At 36.6% G+C, this 19979-nt stretch carries 14 protein-coding genes and 1 pseudogene; 12 read left to right on the top strand and 3 right to left on the bottom strand.

Annotated elements, in window-relative coordinates:
- Positions 1–12: 12 nt before the first annotated feature.
- From sufD to sufB, 4 genes are read left to right on the top strand one after another with little or no spacing between them, the layout of a single operon-like run.
- Entirely contained in the window at positions 13–1299 is a 1287-nt protein-coding gene (gene sufD, locus AB3I27_RS10225) for a Fe-S cluster assembly protein SufD (RefSeq protein WP_002312073.1), read from the top strand.
- The gene (locus AB3I27_RS10230) at positions 1296–2531 is read left to right on the top strand and encodes a cysteine desulfurase (RefSeq protein ID WP_002312075.1); all 1236 of its coding nucleotides are present in this window, start codon (positions 1296–1298) and stop codon (positions 2529–2531) included. The genes sufD and AB3I27_RS10230 overlap by 4 nt, the downstream gene beginning before the upstream one ends.
- Positions 2518–2988: a Fe-S cluster assembly sulfur transfer protein SufU gene (gene sufU / locus AB3I27_RS10235; protein WP_002308248.1), complete on the top strand. Its 471-nt coding sequence runs from the start codon at positions 2518–2520 to the stop codon at positions 2986–2988. Before AB3I27_RS10230 ends, sufU begins: the two co-directional genes overlap by 14 nt.
- A 4-nt stretch (positions 2989–2992) precedes the next feature.
- Entirely contained in the window at positions 2993–4384 is a 1392-nt protein-coding gene (sufB, locus tag AB3I27_RS10240; RefSeq protein ID WP_368022987.1) for a Fe-S cluster assembly protein SufB, read from the top strand.
- 97 nt (positions 4385–4481) lie between these two features.
- Here the strand turns inward: sufB and AB3I27_RS10245 are convergent.
- Positions 4482–5420: pseudogene (locus AB3I27_RS10245) on the bottom strand (tyrosine-type recombinase/integrase); the annotation flags it as partial.
- Positions 5421–6497: 1077 nt separating this feature from the next.
- Between AB3I27_RS10245 and AB3I27_RS10250 the strand changes: the two are divergent.
- Entirely contained in the window at positions 6498–6812 is a 315-nt protein-coding gene (locus tag AB3I27_RS10250) for a hypothetical protein (RefSeq protein ID WP_002313378.1), read from the top strand.
- 52 nt (positions 6813–6864) lie between these two features.
- Here the strand turns inward: AB3I27_RS10250 and AB3I27_RS10255 are convergent, their stop codons facing one another.
- Complete coding sequence (locus tag AB3I27_RS10255; protein WP_045171916.1) at positions 6865–7638, bottom strand: hypothetical protein; 774 nt, start codon at positions 7636–7638, stop codon at positions 6865–6867.
- A gap of 104 nt (positions 7639–7742) precedes the next feature.
- Here AB3I27_RS10255 and AB3I27_RS10260 point away from each other — a divergent pair, with 104 nt between their 5' ends.
- The 3 genes from AB3I27_RS10260 to AB3I27_RS10270 all read left to right on the top strand — a co-directional run bounded on the left by AB3I27_RS10260 (position 7743) and on the right by AB3I27_RS10270 (position 9411).
- The gene (locus tag AB3I27_RS10260) at positions 7743–7988 is read left to right on the top strand and encodes a helix-turn-helix domain-containing protein (protein WP_002313380.1); all 246 of its coding nucleotides are present in this window, start codon (positions 7743–7745) and stop codon (positions 7986–7988) included.
- A 75-nt stretch (positions 7989–8063) separates the two neighbouring features.
- Complete coding sequence (locus AB3I27_RS10265) at positions 8064–8342, top strand: hypothetical protein (protein WP_002314576.1); 279 nt, start codon at positions 8064–8066, stop codon at positions 8340–8342.
- A gap of 760 nt (positions 8343–9102) precedes the next feature.
- Positions 9103–9411 carry a DNA methyltransferase gene (locus AB3I27_RS10270; protein ID WP_235688730.1) on the top strand — a complete coding sequence of 103 codons (309 nt, stop codon included), beginning with the start codon at positions 9103–9105 and terminating at the stop codon, positions 9409–9411.
- Between the two features lie 609 nt (positions 9412–10020).
- Here the strand turns inward: AB3I27_RS10270 and AB3I27_RS10275 are convergent.
- Positions 10021–11517: a helix-turn-helix domain-containing protein gene (locus tag AB3I27_RS10275; RefSeq protein ID WP_002313382.1), complete on the bottom strand. Its 1497-nt coding sequence runs from the start codon at positions 11515–11517 to the stop codon at positions 10021–10023.
- Between the two features lie 354 nt (positions 11518–11871).
- Here AB3I27_RS10275 and AB3I27_RS10280 point away from each other — a divergent pair, with 354 nt between their 5' ends.
- From AB3I27_RS10280 to AB3I27_RS10295, 4 genes are all read left to right on the top strand, one after another.
- Positions 11872–15324, top strand: a complete 3453-nt coding sequence (locus AB3I27_RS10280) for a SpaA isopeptide-forming pilin-related protein (RefSeq protein WP_104760384.1) — start codon at positions 11872–11874, stop codon at positions 15322–15324.
- 2 nt (positions 15325–15326) lie between these two features.
- Positions 15327–16748, top strand: coding sequence for a SpaH/EbpB family LPXTG-anchored major pilin (locus AB3I27_RS10285; RefSeq protein ID WP_104760385.1), 1422 nt, complete (start codon positions 15327–15329; stop codon positions 16746–16748).
- The gene (locus tag AB3I27_RS10290) at positions 16745–18622 is read left to right on the top strand and encodes a SpaH/EbpB family LPXTG-anchored major pilin (RefSeq protein ID WP_104760386.1); all 1878 of its coding nucleotides are present in this window, start codon (positions 16745–16747) and stop codon (positions 18620–18622) included. The genes AB3I27_RS10285 and AB3I27_RS10290 overlap by 4 nt, the downstream gene beginning before the upstream one ends.
- A 91-nt stretch (positions 18623–18713) precedes the next feature.
- Positions 18714–19544 (top strand): class C sortase, encoded by an 831-nt coding sequence (locus tag AB3I27_RS10295; protein WP_005874445.1) that lies wholly within the window; start codon positions 18714–18716, stop codon positions 19542–19544.
- Positions 19545–19979 lie beyond the last annotated feature (435 nt).

The following is a 19979-nucleotide window of genomic DNA, read 5'->3' on the forward strand; positions in this document are numbered from 1 at the left end:
GGGGGAGCAAGAATGAAAGAAAAAAACTGGCTCGATTATCTTGACGCGGTAAATGATTTTTCTTTAAGTAAAGGCGAACCTGATTGGATGAGAACCTTCCGTCAAGACGCACTAACAAAAGCAGATGAACTGCCATTGCCGCATATCGATCGGGTGAAATTCCATCGTTGGTCGTTATTCGATGTGAAAGAAACACAAACTATCAGTGAAACAGGCACGATTCCAGCATTTGATGCAATGAAAGACAATCCTGTGCTTGTCCAACAAGGTTCATGGACGATTTTTGAACAACTACCTGTGGAATTAGCAGAAAAAGGAGTCATTTTTACCGACTTGTCTACTGCAATGATCGAATACCCAGAACTAGTCCAAGAATATTATATGAAAAAAGCAGTAAACATGGACGAAGACCAATTGACTGCACTCCATGTAGCTTTTATGAACAGCGGTATTTTCCTGTATGTGCCTAAAAATGTCGTGATCGATGAACCACTCGAGTCCTTATTCATTCAAGATGGCGCATCCGATGAGCACTTCTTCAAGCATGTGTTGATCGTGGCAGATGAACATAGTGAATTTTCTTATCTGGAACGTTTCCAGACAACCAAAGAACAAGTAGCAAAATCATCAGGTAATATCATCGTGGAAGTCATCGCTAAAGCTGGTTCAAAAATCAAATATTCAGCTGTAGATCAATTAGGAGAGAATATTACTTCTTATATGAATCGCCGTGGGCACATTTTACGAGACGCTTCTGTCGACTGGGCAATTGGTGTCATGAATGACGGTCATGTGATCGCTGACTTTGATTCAGATTTAGCAGGAGAAGGTGCACACGCAGAAGTCAAAATCGTGGCGATCAGCTCGGGCAGACAAATCCAAGGAATCGATACACGAGTAACCAATAAAGCACCTCATACGATCGGGCATATTTTGCAACACGGAGTGATCCGAGAAAAAGGAACATTGACCTTTAACGGTATCGGCCACATCTTGAAAGGAGCAAAAGGTGCAGATGCTCAACAAGAAAGCCGTGTCTTGATGCTTTCTGACAAAGCACGCGGTGACGCGAATCCTATTCTTTTGATCGATGAAAACGAAGTAACTGCTGGACATGCTGCCAGTGTAGGACGAGTTGATCCAGAAGAAATGTACTATCTGATGAGTCGAGGATTGCATAAAGAAGAAGCAGAGCGCTTAGTGATTCGAGGATTCCTCGGTTCTGTCTTAACAGCAATCCCTGTAGAACAAGTTCGGAAAGAATTAGTCGAAGTAATCGAAGGGAAGTTGAATGGATGATCGATGCTAAAAAGCTACGCAATGATTTTCCTATTTTATTTCAAGACGTCAATGATGAACCTTTCGTTTATCTGGATAATGCAGCGACGACCCAAAAGCCAAAACAAGTACTCCAGGCATTAGCGCACTATTACGAACACGATAACGCCAATGTTCATCGCGGTGTCCATACGTTAGCAGAACGCGCGACCCATGAGTATGAACAAGCAAGAGAAAAAGTACGAGCGTTCATCCATGCAAAAGAAACAGCAGAAGTGCTGTTTACTCGTGGTACGACGACAAGTTTGAATTGGGTAGCCAGAAGCTTCGGCGACCGCTATATCAAAGCAGGAGACGAGATAGTGATCTCTTACATGGAACATCATTCTAATGTTATCCCATGGCAGCAGTTGGCAAAACGAACAGGTGCCGTCCTGAAATATATCGAACTAACAGAAGAAGGCTTCCTGGATATGGAGGATGCAGCGAAAAAGATTACGGACAAAACCAAAATCGTCTCCATTGCTCATGTATCCAATGTTTTAGGTGTCATCAATCCTGTTCAAGAATTAGCTGAACTTGTCCATGAAAACGGTGGGGTCATCGTAGTAGATGGTGCACAATCTGCCCCGCACATGGCCATTGATGTCCAAGCACTAGACTGTGATTTCTTTGCTTTCAGCGGACACAAAATGTGCGGACCAACAGGTATTGGTGTTTTATATGGTAAACGAAAATGGTTAGAAGAAATGGAACCCGTTGAATTTGGTGGCGAAATGATTGATTTTGTCGAATTATACGACAGTACATGGAAAGAACTACCTTGGAAATTCGAAGCAGGGACACCAAATATCGCTGGCGCTATCGCATTAGGCCATGCAATCGATTATTTGCAAGAACTCGGCATGGACAATATCCATCGATATGAAGAAGAACTAGCCGCTTATGTGTTGCCAAAATTACAAGCAATCGATGGATTGACTGTTTATGGTCCGCAAGACCCGAAATTTCGGACAGGAGTTGTTGCGTTCAATTTGGATGGGTTACATCCCCATGATGTCGCGACAGCTTTAGACATGGAAGGGGTAGCCGTTAGAGCAGGTCATCATTGTGCGCAACCGCTATTGAAGTACCTTGAAGTATCAGCGACTGCTCGCGCCAGCTTTTATTTCTACAACACGACGCACGACGCCGACCGTTTAGTTGAAGCAATCATGGCAACAAAGGAGTTTTTCCAACATGGGACTATCTAAATTAGACAATTTATACCGTCAAGTGATCTTGGATCATTCTTCCCATCCGCATCATCGTGGAAGCTTGACCGACTCGACAAGCAAGATTGAATTGAACAACCCCACATGTGGAGATGTGATCGAATTGCAAGTCGATGTAAAAGACGGAATCATCAAAAATATCGCCTTTGACGGCAGCGGCTGCTCCATCAGTACGGCAAGTGCCTCGATGATGACAGACGCCGTCATTGGAAAATCAATAGAAGAAGCAGAACATTTAACTGTAGACTTTCTACAGCTTGTCCAAGGAAAAGAAGTCCAAGATCCCGACCAATTAGGCGATGCTGCTATGCTTGGTGGTGTAGCTAAATTTCCCGCTCGGATCAAATGTGCGACACTTGCCTGGAAAGCACTAGGAAAAGCAATGGAAAACGATGGTACCGCAGCTTTCCATCATTACCACAAGGAAGAGGAGTGAGAACATGGGCGTACCAGAATTAGAAGAATATAAATTCGGGTTTCACGATGATGTCGAACCGGTTTTCAGTACAGGAGAAGGCTTGACAGAAGAAGTGATCCGTGAGATGTCAAGAATCAAAGGCGAACCAGAATGGATGCTTGAATTCCGTCTGAAATCTCTAGAAACATTCAATAAAATGCCAATGCAAACATGGGGGCCCGACCTTTCAGACATCGATTTCGATGCCATCAAATATTACCAAAAACCAAGTGACAAACCCGCTCGTGACTGGGAAGACGTACCAGAAAAAATCAAAGATACATTTGAAAAGATTGGTATCCCAGAAGCTGAACGAGCTTATCTAGCCGGTGCTTCCGCACAATATGAATCAGAAGTCGTGTACCATAATATGAAAGATGAATTCGAAAAATTAGGAATCGTCTTTACTGACACTGACTCTGCTTTGAAAGAATACCCTGAATTATTCAAAGAGTACTTTTCAAAAATTGTACCGCCAACCGACAACAAATTAGCAGCGCTGAATTCAGCCGTATGGTCAGGTGGAACCTTTATTTACGTGCCAAAAGGCGTCAAAGTCGATGTTCCATTACAAACGTACTTCCGGATCAATGCGGAAAACACGGGGCAATTCGAACGTACGCTGATCATCGTTGACGAAGGAGCAAGCATCCACTATGTCGAAGGCTGTACGGCACCTACTTATTCAAGTAATAGTCTGCATGCCGCCATCGTAGAAATCTTTACAAGAAAAGATGCGTATTGCCGTTACACCACGATCCAAAACTGGTCAGACAATGTGTACAACTTAGTAACCAAACGAGCAAAAGCATACGAAGGCGCAACCGTTGAATGGATCGACGGAAACCTAGGTGCAAAAACAACGATGAAATACCCAAGTGTTTACTTAGATGGAAAAGGCGCACGAGGCACCATGCTCTCCATCGCCTTTGCAGGAGCAAACCAAATCCAAGATACAGGTGCAAAAATGATCCACAACGCACCAAACACTTCTAGTTCCATCGTCTCTAAATCAATCTCAAAAGACGGCGGTGAAGTAAACTATCGAGGACAAGTAACCTTTGCCAAAAACAGTGCGGGTTCGATCTCTCATATCGAATGTGACACGATCATCATGGACGAATGGTCGAAATCCGATACGATCCCATTCAATGAGATCCACAACAGCCAAGTCTCTTTAGAACACGAAGCCAAAGTCTCAAAAATCTCAGAAGAACAACTCTACTATCTGATGAGCCGAGGCCTGACAGAATCTGAAGCAACTGAAATGATCGTCATGGGCTTTGTTGAACCATTCACCAAAGAACTTCCAATGGAATATGCAGTCGAACTCAACCGATTGATCAGTTATGAGATGGAAGGGTCAGTTGGCTAATAACTATTTCATTGCTCGAAACGTTTATATTAAAGCGTTTCGAGCATTTTTTTATTTGCATTTTAATAGTTGGCTACGTTTTTGGCTATGTTTGGAATTATTCGCCCATAAATTTTGCAAATCGGTCACCTGTTTTCTTAACAGATTGTGGTGTGACATGAGCATAGATATTCATGGTAGTTTTAATATCTTTGTGACCTAATCGTTCTTGTACTTCTTTTATCGAAGCACCACTTTCAAACAATAAGCTACAGTGGGTATGCCTAAATCCATGTGGAGTAATTTGAGGCTCCATCGGTGTCTTTTTGTAAATCCAGTCTAACCAATCGTTTACTACTTGGGGGTAGTACAGCTTGTTTGTGTTTGTAGTGAAAAGAAACTGCTTTGGTGAATTCGTGTTATAGCCATATAAGATCATTATTTTCATTTGCTCTTGTTGCCAAATACGCAGTTGTTTAAGTGTAGAATCATCAAGCTGAATCGTTCTTGAAGAATTTTTAGTTTTAGGTACTTGTAGAACTACTTGATTAAACTCGTCTTGAGCGATAGTTTTACCAATTGTTATTGTTTTATTGAAATAGTCTATATCTTCCCATTGAAGCGCCAATGCCTCGCTTTTACGCATTCCTGTATAAGCTAATAAACGGAAAAAAGTGTACAGTTTAACTGAATTATTTTCTTTAGTATTCTGTAAAAACAGTTGTAATTGATCTTTCGTGTAAAACTTCAAGGGTTGTTCTTCTTCAATTTTTCTTGGAAGCAATGTTTTAGACATAGGATTATCCTTACAGACTTCCTTTGCTACTCCAAATTTAAATATTTGAGCAGTTGTTTTTCTCAAGAAACCATATTGTTTTAATGTTTTGTGCCATTCATTCACCTGTTTTTGGCAATAACTAACACTTATTTTATCCAATCGTAATTCCCCAAAAGCAGGTAATATATGGTTTTTGCAAAAACGTTGAGCAACGGCAACAGAAGACGGTTTTACTCTTGTTCTGTAGTTATCAATCCATAATTCATACAACTCTTGAAAACACGGTATCTCGAAATCACTGGAAAGAAATTGCTTTAGAAGAACAAGATAACAGAATGTATATCATAGATGCTCTAAGTAAATAAACAAGAAAGGACTCTTAATATGATTGGAAATCGTCTAATAGATCAAATCTGCTGTCTTGACCAAAACGCAGATACACTTGAATTAATCGAGTGTATCTGCTTCAACACTAAAGAGAAAAGCAATTAAACTCAAAAAAATGTAGAACTTAAAAAATATAAAGAGGAACAACCGTTAAAATTAGGAATGATGTAGTGTAAACATTATAATTGCTATGATATAAATGAAGTGTTAAAGAAAGCAAATTTAAACCAATTTTGTGTGTAAAAGCCTTAGTCACTATGACCAAAATTACGGACGAAACTATGACCAAAAGTAGGTACTATATTATGACCGAAAATAGGTCCAAAATGGATTTTTTTGTGGTATCAAAAAAATATGAAGTGATTTTGAAAGAAAACCAGTTGGCACAGCTAACTTAGCCACCTTCCTGTAGGAAGGTGCTATCAGTTTTCCCTTATGCTCTTTTCTTTCTTTTTTGTTTTATATGTCAAATACCATTTTGAAATGTACCATCTTAAGAAATTTATCCTTGAAAACAATTGCGTTATTGGATAAAAAGATGCTACATTATCTAAAAAAAGGAATCAAATATAATGAATTTAGTGGCCAGCATATCGCGTGATTAAGATACTTTATAGTGTAAGTTGAAGGAGAAAAAATGTTTAAAATATACTTCCCATTTCAGCGGGAAATAAAGGAATCTTGTTGTTTCTACTAGTAATGTATCTTTTTGGAAACTATGTAACGATGTAAGCAAGATTTTTTTCAGAAGAAAAAACGATAAAAGTTGTGATAAAAGATTAAAAAATAGGAGAAAATCTATCAAGCGTATAGTATGAAACGCACATTTAAAAAATATTCGACTAACTAAAAAAGTTTACAAAGCATGGTCGTGTATTACAAGTAATCTATGCACTGAAAAATGATAGAGAAAATCTGATACGTCCGCAACAATGAACGATTGAAAATGAAAGTGAGGAAATTGGGAGAATGTCTGATGAAAATAAAGTTGTTCCGCTTGAAACACTAGTGATAAATAAGGAAGAGTTTGAGCAACTTTTTCTTGATTTTTTTGTTCAATATGACAGGATTTATGATTTTAGTTCGTCACTAGATTTATTTGAATTAGAAGCAGAAATAATAGAAAACAGCCAAGAGGAAGATGGTAACATTATCATTTCAGTAGAAAAGTTCCTTGAATTGTTTTCGGAAATATTTGAAATAGATACAGACTATTATCAACCACAAGAAGTTTTTCGAGAGTTTAGAAATCAGATTATTCGCTCAGGTAAGACTGTAAACTGAAAAACAATAAAAGAAACGTTGAAAGAATGATTATTCCTTCAACGTTTCTTTTTTAGAATGTTTTAATGACCATATTAGCTTCAGTTTCAGGTTTAGGTAATTCATGGAAGCTTGTGTTTATAGTGCTTAGTTGATCAACTAACCATGTTTTCCTTTTTGAATTGTAGACAAATCTAAAATTAATATCATTGTTCTCGTGTTGAAGAGGTTTCTCCAAATAAGCTGGTGAATATTCATAGTCAACGTAACCTGCTAATACAAAAGAGAGCAATCCATTATTTAGTGTCAGATTTAACGGATGGTCGTAAGCTTTAATTTTTTTTAACGTCATATTGTACATATCTTCAGCCATAAAAGTTGAGTTCATGATTTCATCTTGGGTTTCATTAAAAAAGTTATCCGAATAATCGCTTATTTTTAAAAAGTCTTTATTGGCACCAGCCTCAAAAAATTGTTCAACTTTTTCAGTATAAAGTTGTGCTAATGCTCCTTTTTCAATAGTTACTTTAATGTTCTCGTGCCAATCAATTTCTGTGCTGTTCAGTATGGGAAGATCGGCCTTGAGTTTTATATCCTCTTGATTTCTTTCAATTTCAATTGGCAAAATCTTTTCAGTAGGTTCAGTTTCTGATAAAGGGACATCTAGTTTTTTATCATGATAATAAGCTTCAAATCCATCTGGAACCGGAAAAAAATGTATAGGGTAATTCTTTTCTGAGGTTGTTGTACTAGTTTCCGTACTTGTAGAATTTGTGTCAGAAGTGGTACACCCGCTTATAGTTCTGATGAGTAAAGCGCAGGTTAGAATGATTGCAAATTTTTTCAAAGAAATTCCTCCTTAAAATTGAATATGGACTAATACTAGTCCCATTGTAGCATACCAAATCTTTAACATTAATAAGAAAAAGGACTAATTTTAGTCCAAAAGGTGTGCTATTCTTGAAAGAGGAAAAAATTATTGATAGAGAAAATGTAATCGGTAGCAATATTAGACGATTCCGAGTAGAAAAAGGAATCGGTCAAACCGAGCTAGTTAGAGACCTACAGCTTAGAAAAATCGCTATAACTAGGGAAACATTGGTTAAGATTGAAAGCGGCCGCCAACACATTAAGTTGGATCAATTGAGAGCTATTAGGGATGTTCTACAGGTGTCTTATGAAGACTTGCTTCAATAACTACTTGTAGTCTTTAGTATAAGAAGCTATTTTTACACCCTTATGTATCACAAAGAAATACTGGTATAATAATGAATGGGATATGTAACGATAGGGTATACTATATTCTCAACAGGTTATACTGAGAATCCAATTAAACGAAATCATTTGAAAGTATACAAAACGTTGTTGGATAAAGCATATGAATTTGTATTTTCAGAACACTTTAGATTCTTAGAAAACTATGATTTACCTAGTTCACTGGATGTTGGTATTGAACTATATGATGGAGTAGAAAAGAAAAATCTAAAGTTAAATTTATCAAAAGATTATAGCAAAAATAGTCCAGTGTTAAGAGAGCTAGAAATGCAATGAATCCAATGATAATTTATCTTAATGTAAATTGCTTAACTCTAATTGTTTCTCGTGATTATGATTTTGCTACTGATGTATATGTTGAAGAAAATAAAGGCTTGAAGTTAGAGCTTACTGGATATAATTTGTCGCAGCAATTGATACTATTAGTGGGACGGTAAACTCTTTAGCAACCACATACTTCTGAATATAACTTTCAATCAATATCTGTAGGTGAAGATAATGTTGGACAATTGTAAGAGTCTTGTTATCGTTTAAGAAATTGAAGGAGGAATCTTGCTAATTGATGAAGTAGACGCAGGTCTTTTTCCAGCTGCACAAATTGAATTTTTTTATGTCTTAACCCAATTTTTTTAAGACTAGGGTATTCAGGTGATAATGACCCAATACTCTCCAACGATGATTAAAAAAGTTTTTATCCAAAGAGATATTAAAAACTATAAATAAACTATTTAACGAATACTTTTGGTAAAATTCAAGTGATGACAGATTAAAGCTGGATATATATGCAGATATGTATGTAAGGACAAAAAGTTGATGAAGATTTAATAATGCAAAAAATAAATATTTCAGGAGGTGTATTTTTTGCCAACAACCAACTCCCTTTTGAGGTATCTGGCAGGAAAAAGTCAATTGTATAAATTTGAAAAAAACAATAGACAAGAGTATTGGAGAATATGAAATTTATATCGAGATATCGAGCATTTTGCAGAGGGAGCCGGGGTGGCCCATTCAGCTATTAATTCAAAAGAATGTGAAAATGACTGCAATTAATAATTTAGATAAATCTATGCGTTCTTTATGGTATTCAATATTAAATTATCCCAACAAATTTATCAATCTGATTAACAAAACCATTGTAAACATTGAAGAATGGCCAAGACAGAAAGAAATTTGTAAAAAAGAGTTTAATCATCCTTTTTCTCTAGAGGAAGGGTTTGCGACCTCCTTCCTAAATATAACGAACGTAAGTGGTATTACTAGCGGTGGACAGATAGAGGGGACAAAACAAGAAAGTAAGTACAAGGTAGGTTGTTGCTTTAATAAGCAATCTTTAATAAAAAAATAAGGGATATTTCTTTACTAAAAGATTCAATTAACTAATATGGATGTTGAATCTTATACAGATGGTATTTCATTTAATTATCCAAAAGAGAAAATGTTCATTTTTTTGAGCCTCCATATTTTAATCAATGTAAAAAAATCTTTATTTGAATTTATTGATAAAGATAAGCATAGCATTAGGGATTATTACTTATGACAATCCAGATGAAATTTATTGAGATTTACAAAGAATTTCGCTAAAAATATAAGTATATGCTTAGATATTCTGTTAATAATAAGCGTAAAGAAAAAGCTTGGGAATATCGTTTTACTAGTTAAATTACAAAAATTGATAATTTTGCTAATGTAGAACCTTTGAAACTAATTGATAAGTAGCTTTTTACCAAAAGCACACCACGTAACTTGAATACGATTGAAAACTAATCATTAAAATTTATTATTAGCAAAGTGATTAATCCTATTCAAAAAGCACCTAGCTTCAATTATCGTCAATGAACTTAACTTCATAGCTGAAGAAAAATCTGAATAAAGAAACGATGGCTGAACCCTTGATAGATAAGGGTTCAGCTCTTTTTAGGAACTTATGTCATAGCCACTTTTTTACATAAATCAGCTAATTAGAGAACAAATTTTGTAATTTGAGATGATGAACTTCTAAAAGACGTTGATACAGATCAGTTTCAAAATCGCTGTAATGACAAAAATCAAGGACTGTATACTTAGAAGAATCAAGACCAGCAGGAATCAGTAGAGGTGAACCAAAGATGAAAAAGTCATATTCTTCAGTGATGGGAAGTGTGAGTAGCTCGATATCTACAAAGGGGATTTTCTTTCCTAAATTCAAGATTTCTTCGGAAATCAGATGTTCAGAGACGTTAACAAACCCAACTTTCAATTTATAGTTTTCATCGATTTCTGAATAATACGGATAAAGTAAACTGGTTTGTAGAAAGGCTAATTCACTTACGCATGATTTCAGCCATGTATAGTTTTTTCGTTGTGCGATTTTTTTCCAAAAACCTTCGATTTTGATTGTCAAGATACGTAAAAGTGGGTATTTATCTTTAATATAAGAAGAGATAAATAGTGTGGTCAAAGGAATTTTTTGCTTGAACATGCTAAAATTACCAATTGATAGATAGAGATTCAAAAGCAAAGCTGGCTCTTTTTCAAACTGGAGTGTACCAATAAATGTCTGACAATGCTTCTGAAATTCCTCTAAGATATCTTTGACCTCATTGCTCGGTTGTTCATACGAATGATGAACGATCGGCACACGAATGTCTTGATTAGAGGTAAGAAGCGGCCAGTAATAGAATAAGTAAAACAAAGAGTTTACCTCTAAGATATCTAAACGAAGATTCGCAATTTTGAAGAAGTCGTAAAAAAAGTCAATGTTTGTTTCGCTTGGAATAAAGGAATCTCTTGATAATCTATAGATATCCGTAAAATGATTGTTTTCGATCCTCAGCAAACAAATCAGGCAATGGAGGCTGGCTTGTTTTTTTCCTAAATCAAACTTATTCTTGTGTTGCGATCCTTCGTGCTTATAAATCAATGCACGAACTTCTTGGCTGTAAGGAATGCTATCCAGGCTTTCCCCTAATGAAACAAACCAAAAGAAATTGAAAAAGATGATGCGAATCAGCATTTCAGAACCAGATAAGGTAAGATTCGATAAATTCAAGTTGATATTGTATTCCTTCAAATATTCAGCCAATTTTTTTATTTGCCGAAAACACGTTGAGCGGCTGATAAATTGGCGATTGCAAAAAGCTGCAAGATTTTCATCTTGTTCGGTCAGAAGACTGATCAATAATTTATAAGGAACACTTTCTGTTGATAGGTAATGTTGGTATTGGATATATTGAACAAGTTGTTCAGGAATGGATAACTTATTTTTATTATGTAACAGTTTAATATCAGTAAATTGTTCTAAATCATCTTGTATATCACATAGGATTTTTTTGAAACGAGTCGCACTGAAATAGAAATCTAAGTTTTCTCGTACATGATCTAAACTATATTCCCCCGGCCGTAAGGTCATCACCTTTCCATACACGCTTAATTTCATTCTCGCATGGTCATCTAATAAAATTTTTTCAATCAATTCTTCACCTTCTTTTTATGTTTTTATTATTAATACCGTATTTATTTTTTCTTGTAAATACTTGTCTCGATTTTCTAAAAAAACTATACAGGATTTAGAAATATTTTTTTTTAATTTATCTCAAAATTACCACTTAATGAGTATATTTTGTGAGAGAAAAGAATAAATAACCTATTTTCAATAACTAATTATTAGATATATTTATTAATCTATCTCAAGTTTAATTTCCTTTAAAATAACTCTGATTGAATAGTTACAGCCAAAAGAGAAGAGAATTAGAAAGATTAGTGAATTTTTTCTTTTTTTTATATTATCTAATTGAATATTAAATTTTTTCTAAGGAGGTATCCATAAATGAAGAAGCGAAATTATTTTATCGTTTTCTGTCTATTTTCTCTATTTTTCGTCACCTATTTCCATATCCAAAAAGGGGAGACTGTGGCAGCCAATGAAGAATCAACCATAGAAGTATTAAACAATGAATACGGCAAAGTAAGTATTAGGAAAATAGATCATCAGCTAACGATCTTGTATCGATTAAATGCGCAAACGCAAGAAACCCGATTTTTATTCCAGCTACATTCAAAAGATGCACCTGAAACGAATCTGCTTTCCTCTTATGTTTCTCAGGAATATCAAGAATACACAGATGAACAACAACGAAAATGGCTAGCAGGTTATTTTTCTCAAACTATTGAAGAAAAAGAATGGACCATTGAGTTGCCGAGTACGAGCAAAGAATTTCAACTCAATATTCAGATAGAAGAAAAAACGGGTCAGTTACTTTTATCCGAACCTGTTTCCTTTTCATTTTCTATAGATAATAAGAATCAGGAAACTGCACAAACAAATGAAAAAACGTCTGAAACATCAACTTCTTATGAAAATCATGAGATATCGGATGATTCATCGTTAGATAAAGACGAATATCGTCCGTTTGAACAACCACAATTATTTAATGCACAGTTGAAACCTAAGGGGTTAGCTACGATTGAACCAGAATATACCACAGATGAGCAAGGAACATACCCTAAGGCAATGTGGCAACCGGATAATAGTCAATATGTGCGTAATCATCAGGGCAATCGCCAAGGACAACAGCAATGGGACGGGCTGAATGGGTGGGATGGCAATCCAACCAATCGCAACAATTCTTATATTGAATATGGTGGGGAAAAAGAGGATGCCGATTATGCCATCCGAAAATTTGCCAAAGAAACAGCGACTCCTGGATTGTTTGACTTGTATCTGAATGTTCGAGGAAATACTCAAAAAAATATCACTCCTCTTGATCTCGTATTGGTCGTAGACTGGTCTGGAAGTATGAACGACAATAATCGGATCGGTGAAGTAAAGATTGGTGTCGATCGTTTTGTCGATACTTTAGCAGATAGCGGTATCACAGACAAAATCAATATGGGATATGTCGGCTACTCAATCGAAGGATATAGCTACAGTAACGGTGCAGTACAGATGGGTTCATTTGATTCAGTGAAAAATCAAGTAAAATCCATTACACCTTCATGGACAAATGGTGGTACTTTTACACAAAAAGCACTAAGAGATGCAGGAAACATGCTATCCGTTCCAAATGGACATAAAAAAGTGATCGTTTTGCTGACGGATGGTGTACCAACATTTTCCTATAAAGTACAGCGGGTACACGCACAATCAAGCAGCAATTATTACGGAACTCAGTTTTCTAATACGCAAGATCGGCCGGGAAATACTTCTCTAATCTCAAGAATCTATGATGCACCTGACCAAAACAATCTATCCAGAAGAATCGACAGTACGTTTATCGCAACCATCGGAGAAGCGATGGCACTCAAAGAACGAGGAATCGAAATACATGGTCTTGGCATCCAACTTCAAAGCGATCCGGCAGCTGGTCTCTCAAAAGCAGAAGTAGAGTCTCGTATGCGACAAATGGTTTCATCAGATGAAAAAGGCGATCTTTACTATGAATCAGCTGATCATGCAACAGATATCTCTGAATACCTAGCCAAAAAAGCTGTACAGATCTCAGCAACTGTAAGCAATGGACAAATAAATGATCCAATCGCAGAACCATTCATTTATCAGCCTGGTACACTTTCAGTCAAGAGTGTGGGGACAAGTCCTACAACGGTCACTCCATCTATTTCCATAGAAGGAAATACCATCAAGAGCAATCAGATCTATTTAGGAAAAGACCAAGAAATCCAAATCCATTACCAAGTGAGAATCCAAACAGAAAATGAGGACTTCCATCCAAATTTCTGGTATCAAATGAACGGCAGGACAACTTTCCAGCCAAACATTGATACCAATGAATTAGCTGAATTCGGTATACCATCTGCTAAAGCTCCCGGAGTCAGTCTTCACATCAAAAAGTTATGGGAAGAATTTGACAACAATCTAGCTGATCGTCCAGATCAAGTTACTTTTGAGATTCAACGGGAACATACGACAAATGCTGCAGCTTGGAAAAACGGATATATCCGCATCATTAAACCAGCTAAAGATACAACAAATACGTGGGAACGTGCAGACATTGACAAATTATCTGCAAATAGCGGAGAAAGTTATCAAGAGATATTATCACTACCTCAATACAATAATCAAGGTCAAGCATTCAGTTACCAAACAATCAAAGAATTACCTGTACCAGGATACGATTCTCAACAAATAGATGCAATGACATGGAAAAATACTAAACAATTCACACCGTTAAACTTGAAAATAACGAAAAATTCCTCTACAGGTGAAAAGGATCTTATTGGCGCTGTTTTCAAATTAACAGGAGATTCTATTGATACTTTACTAACAGATCATGGCGACGGAACCTATTCTCTTCCAGAAAATGTCAAATTGCAAAAAGAAATGACTTATACACTGACAGAAACAAAAGCTCCAGAAGGGCATGAATTAAGCAAAAAGACTACTTGGGAAATCAAGATTGCTTCTGATGGTACGGTAACCATTGATGGAAAAACAGTCACTACTTCCGATGATACGATCCAGTTGACCATTGAAAATCCTTTTGTTGAAATTCCTATAGCAGTACGTAAGTATACGATGCAAGGGACGGACAAAGAGATAAATCTTAAAGGAGCAGCATTTTCCCTACAGAAAAAAGAAGCAAATGGTACTTATCAGCCAATTGACAGCCAAACAACGAATGAAAAAGGTCTTGCCAGTTTTGATTCACTCACACCTGGTAAATACCGAGTCGTTGAAACAGCTGGTCCTGCCGGATATGATACTTCGCCGGGAAATTATGAATTCCAAATCGATAAATATGGAAAAATCATTTACACGGGAAAAAATACCGAGATGACAAATAATGTATGGACGCTCACTCATCAAAATCGACTAAAAGCGTTTGATCTAACGGTACACAAAAAAGAAGACAACGGACAGACATTAAAAGGAGCAAAATTCAGACTGCAGGGACCAGAAATGGACTTAGAATCGCCAAAAGATGGACAAGAAACAGATACCTTTCTATTCGAAAATTTAAAACCTGGAACTTATACGCTGACCGAAACTTTTACACCAGAAGGATACCAAGGTCTAAAAGAGCCAGTTACTATAGTTATACACGAAGATGGGTTAATTCAAGTGGATGGACAAGATCATGAATCTGTTCTGTCACCAGGAGCCAAAAACAACCAGATTTCTTTAGACATCACGAATCAGGCAAAAGTACCATTACCTGAAACGGGAGGAATTGGCCGTTTAGGAATCTATCTAGTAGGGATGATTGGTTGTGCGTTTTCTATTTGGTATCTTTTTTTGAAAAAAGAAAGAGGGGGCAGCTAAATATGAAAAAACTTGGTTGGCTTAGTATGTGTCTCTTCTTGTTACTATTTAAACCAGCTTTTACTCAGGCAGCAACAGAAACAGAAACAGAAATGGTTCAGATTACTTTACACAAATTGCTTTTCCCAAACGGGCAACTGCCGAAAAATCATCCAAATGACGGACAAGAAAAAGCGTTATTACAAACGTATCGAGGATTAAATGGTGTCACATTCCAAGTTTATGATGTCACAGATTCTTTTTACCATCTACGGGAAAAGGGCAAAACGGTAGAAGAAGCACAAACAGAGATCGCAAAAAACGGTGCGTCTTCCGGTACGTTTACCGCAGAAGCAACAACTACAACTCTTAACAACGAAGATGGTATCGCTTCTTTTTCTCTGGCCGCTAAAGATCAAGAAAAAAGAGATAAAGCGTATCTTTTCATTGAATCCAAAGCACCAGAAGTCGTCAAAGAAAAGGCAGAGAATATGGTAGTTGTTCTTCCTGTATATGGACAAAACAATCAAAAACTTTCAACTATCCATTTGTATCCTAAAAATGAAGAAAATAACTACCCTGATCCTCCTTTTGAAAAGGTATTAGAAGAATCGAGGGATGATTTTACGATTGGTGACAAAATCACTTATTCCTTGCACACGACGATCCCTATGAATATCTTAGACTATCAAAAGTTCGTATTATCAGATAGTGCGGATGGAGCATTAACGTTTTTACCTAATAGTCTAACGATTTCATCGAATGGACAAAAGCTATCAGAAGGATTTGTCATACACACGAAACCACACGGATTTGAAATTGCATTTTCGATTCCTTCGCTAGAAAAATATGCTGGAAAAAACCTGAATATTTCTTATCAGATGCAGCTAAACAGTACAGCTCAGGCGAACAAGGAAATCAATAACAACGGAACACTAGATTTTGGTTTTGGTATCAGTACAAAGAAAGTTTCTGTATATACAGGGAGTAAGCAATTTGTCAAAATCGAGACAAATAAACCAGATAAACGATTAGCTGGCGCAGTATTCCTTATTAAAAACAAAGCAGGAAATTACCTCCAGCAAACAGCCAACGGATACAAGTGGACAAAGAACGAATCAGATGCGCTTCACCTGATTTCCGATAAAAATGGCGCTTTTTCAATTTCCGGGTTGAAAACAGGAAGTTATCGATTAAAAGAGATCGAAGCACCTTCTGGTTATATTTTAAGTGAAACAGAAATTCCGTTTACCATTTCAACTTTTCTTTCTGAGGATAAAGAGGCGGACAGTATATTGAAAGTAGTCAATAAAAAAGAAAATAGCCGTCCATTTCTTCCAAAAACAAACGAAACGAAAAATACACTTTTAGGCGTTGTTGGTATGGTATTCGCAAGCTTTGCAATCTGGTTGTTTATCAAAAAAAGAACAGGAGTGAAAAAATGAAAAATCATAAAAAAATAAACGTTATGTTAGGAGTACTTTTCCTTATTTTACCATTACTCACAAACAGCTTCGGCGCAAAAAAAGTGTTTGCAGAGGAGACAGCAGCTCAAGTCATCCTTCATAAAAAGAAAATGACTGATTTACCCGATCCTTTAATCCAAAACAGCGGGAAAGAAATGAGCGAATTCGATCAATACCAAGGATTAGCCGATATTTCATTTTCAGTTTATAACGTCACTCCAGAATTTTATGCGCAACGAGATAAAGGAGCGTCCGTGGATGCAGCAAAACAAGCAGTCCAGTCTTTGACTCCTGGTACACCAGTTGCTTCAGGAACGACAGATGCGGATGGAAATGTCACTTTATCTTTACCTAAAAAACAAAATGGGAAAGATGCAGTCTACACGATCAAAGAAGAACCAAAAGACGGAGTGTCAGCTGCCGCAAACATGGTTTTAGCTTTCCCTGTATATGAGATGATCAAACAAGCAGATGGCTCTTATAAATACGGGACAGAAGAACTAGATACTATCCATCTCTACCCTAAAAATACAGTCGGTAATGATGGAACGTTGAAAGTTACAAAAATCGGTACTGCCGAAAACGAAGCACTAAATGGAGCAGAATTTATTATTTCTAAAGAAGAAGGAACACCAAGCGTCAAAAAATACATCCAAAGCGTCACAGATGGATTGTACACTTGGACAACGGATCAAACCAAAGCCAAACATTTCATTACTGGTCATTCTTATGACATCGGCAACAATGACTTTGCCGAGGCAACGATTGAAAAAGGACAGTTGATCGTCAATCATTTAGAGGTTGGAAAATATAATTTAGAAGAAGTAAAAGCTCCTGATAATGCGGAAATGATTGACAATCAAACAAACACACCGTTTGAGATCTTGGCAAATAGTCAAACACCTGTAGAAAAGACAATCAAAAATGATACGTCCAAAGTCGATAAAACAACACCTCAATTGAATGGAAAAGATGTCGCAATCGGTGAAAAAATTCAATATGAGATTTCTGTCAATATCCCATTAGGTATCGCTGATAAAGAAGGAACGCAAAACAAGTACACAACATTCAAACTTATCGATACTCATGACGCTGCTTTAACATTTGATAATGATTCTTCAGGAACGTATGCTTATGCCTTATATGATGGAAATAAAGAAATCGACCCAGTAAATTATTCTGTCACTGAGCAAACAGACGGATTCACGGTTTCAGTTGATCCGAATTATATTCCTTCATTAACTCCTGGCGGTACATTGAAATTCGTTTACTATATGCATTTGAACGAAAAAGCAGATCCAACCAAAGGATTTTCTAACCAAGCAAATGTCGATAACGGGCATACAAATGATCAAACACCACCGTCAGTCGATGTCGTTACTGGGGGCAAACGATTTGTTAAAGTAGATGGTGACGTTACATCAGACCAAACACTTGCTGGAGCAGAATTCGTCGTTCGTGATCAAGATAGTGACACAGCGAACTATTTGTCGATCGACCCATCTACAAAAGCCGTCAGCTGGGTATCGGCGAAAGAATCAGCAACGGTTTTTACAACCACAAGTAACGGTTTAATCGATGTGACAGGTCTAAAATATGGCACGTACTATCTGGAAGAAACGAAAGCGCCAGAAAAATATGTTCCATTAACAAACCGTGTAGCATTTACTATCGATGAACAATCTTATGTAACAGCAGGACAGTTGATTTCTCCTGAAAAAATACCAAATAAACACAAAGGTACACTTCCTTCAACAGGCGGTAAGGGAATCTATGTGTATATCGGTGCAGGAGTAGTCCTTCTACTGATTGCTGGATTGTACTTTGCTAGACGCAAGCACAGTCAGATTTAGTCTTTTTGCAAGAATTGGAAAAAGGAGCAGTGGCTTACGCAAATGCTCCTTTTTCTTTTATTATCAAACAGTCATCACAAGGAGAACACAAATGAAACCAAAGAAAAGGAAACTTCTAGATCTGCTGATGCTTTTCTTGCTTCTCTCAGGAATAGGGATACTAGCTTATCCATTTGTTAGCGACGCGCTGAATAATTATCTGGATCAGCAGATCATCTCTCATTATCAGCAACAAGCGGTCAAAGAAAATGAAGAAGTCATGGCTAAAATCCAAGAAAACATGACAAAGAAAAACCAGCAATTAGCAAAAGAAGGTGGAAATTCAGGTGCAGATCCCTTTACTAAGAAAAAAGAACCTGTGAAAAAGGATAGAACCTATTTTGAGAAACATACGATCGGTATTTTGACGATCCCCAAAATCAATGTCAACTTACCGATTTTTGATCAAACAACGATGAAACTATTGGAAAAAGGAGCTTGTCTGCTCGAGGGAACCTCATACCCTATTGGAGGCAAATCGACACATGCGGTACTTTCTAGCCATAGAGGCTTGTCGCAAGCAAAATTGTTTACAAATTTACCTCAATTAAAAATAAAAGATCACTTTTATATTGAAATTAACGGACAGTATCTTGCGTATCAAGTCGATCAAATCAAAACCGTAGAACCCACAGAAACAGAAGCGCTGCAAATCCAAGAAGATCAAGATCTAGTCACACTGGTTACTTGTACTCCGTATATGATCAACAGTCACCGTTTACTGGTGCGTGGACACAGAATCGTTGTTGAACCAGAAGAAATAAAGGAATCCTTAGAAAAAGTGAAACAGGCAAAGTGTACTGCATTTTTACTTGTAAGCGGTTTGATCGGTGTGCTCTTGTTGCTATTTTTAGTGATCCTAATAAAATTTTTAAAAAAGTAAGTATATAGTTTACGTAAACAGAATATCTTTTGTGTATAGTGGAATCTCACGAATGAAACGGAGTGTAATAAGATGGAGATAGAATTTAGACGAAAGCACGAATTCATCAATTAAGTATTAAATACAGTTACACATGGAATCGCAGCGTTATTAAATTTGCTTTTCTTCTACATTATTTCATAGTCTAATTTTTATAAAGGTAAAGAAAGTTTTCCAAGTATTCGATCATTGTTCGATCTATCTATCTCTTGATCACTGGTACGTATACACATTTTTGTCTCTTAATAGTACATGGAAAACGACTGATTTGATCTTGCTTAGTGTCATTTGAATACCATCAATAATTGGGAGTGTTTACAAATCTTTGACGTTAACAAAAAATAAATAAGGTGTCGAAAGTTTCAATGATCATTTACAATGTGATGTTCAATCATC

It is taken from the genome of Enterococcus sp. C46 (assembly GCF_040887565.1).
In the GTDB taxonomy this organism is placed as follows: Bacteria; Bacillota; Bacilli; order Lactobacillales; family Enterococcaceae; genus Enterococcus_B; species Enterococcus_B lactis.

Bases quoted from the DNA above. Each gene is read 5' to 3' on its own strand.
- sufD (WP_002312073.1), top strand. From the start codon at position 13: ATGAAAGAAAAAAACTGGCTCGATTATCTTGACGCGGTAAATGATTTT.
- AB3I27_RS10230 (WP_002312075.1), top strand. From the start codon at position 1,296: ATGATCGATGCTAAAAAGCTACGCAATGATTTTCCTATTTTATTTCAA.
- sufU (WP_002308248.1), top strand. From the start codon at position 2,518: ATGGGACTATCTAAATTAGACAATTTATACCGTCAAGTGATCTTGGAT.
- sufB (WP_368022987.1), top strand. From the start codon at position 2,993: ATGGGCGTACCAGAATTAGAAGAATATAAATTCGGGTTTCACGATGAT.
- AB3I27_RS10250 (WP_002313378.1), top strand. From the start codon at position 6,498: ATGTCTGATGAAAATAAAGTTGTTCCGCTTGAAACACTAGTGATAAAT.
- AB3I27_RS10265 (WP_002314576.1), top strand. From the start codon at position 8,064: ATGGGATATGTAACGATAGGGTATACTATATTCTCAACAGGTTATACT.
- AB3I27_RS10270 (WP_235688730.1), top strand. From the start codon at position 9,103: ATGACTGCAATTAATAATTTAGATAAATCTATGCGTTCTTTATGGTAT.
- AB3I27_RS10280 (WP_104760384.1), top strand. From the start codon at position 11,872: ATGAAGAAGCGAAATTATTTTATCGTTTTCTGTCTATTTTCTCTATTT.
- AB3I27_RS10285 (WP_104760385.1), top strand. From the start codon at position 15,327: ATGAAAAAACTTGGTTGGCTTAGTATGTGTCTCTTCTTGTTACTATTT.
- AB3I27_RS10290 (WP_104760386.1), top strand. From the start codon at position 16,745: ATGAAAAATCATAAAAAAATAAACGTTATGTTAGGAGTACTTTTCCTT.
- AB3I27_RS10295 (WP_005874445.1), top strand. From the start codon at position 18,714: ATGAAACCAAAGAAAAGGAAACTTCTAGATCTGCTGATGCTTTTCTTG.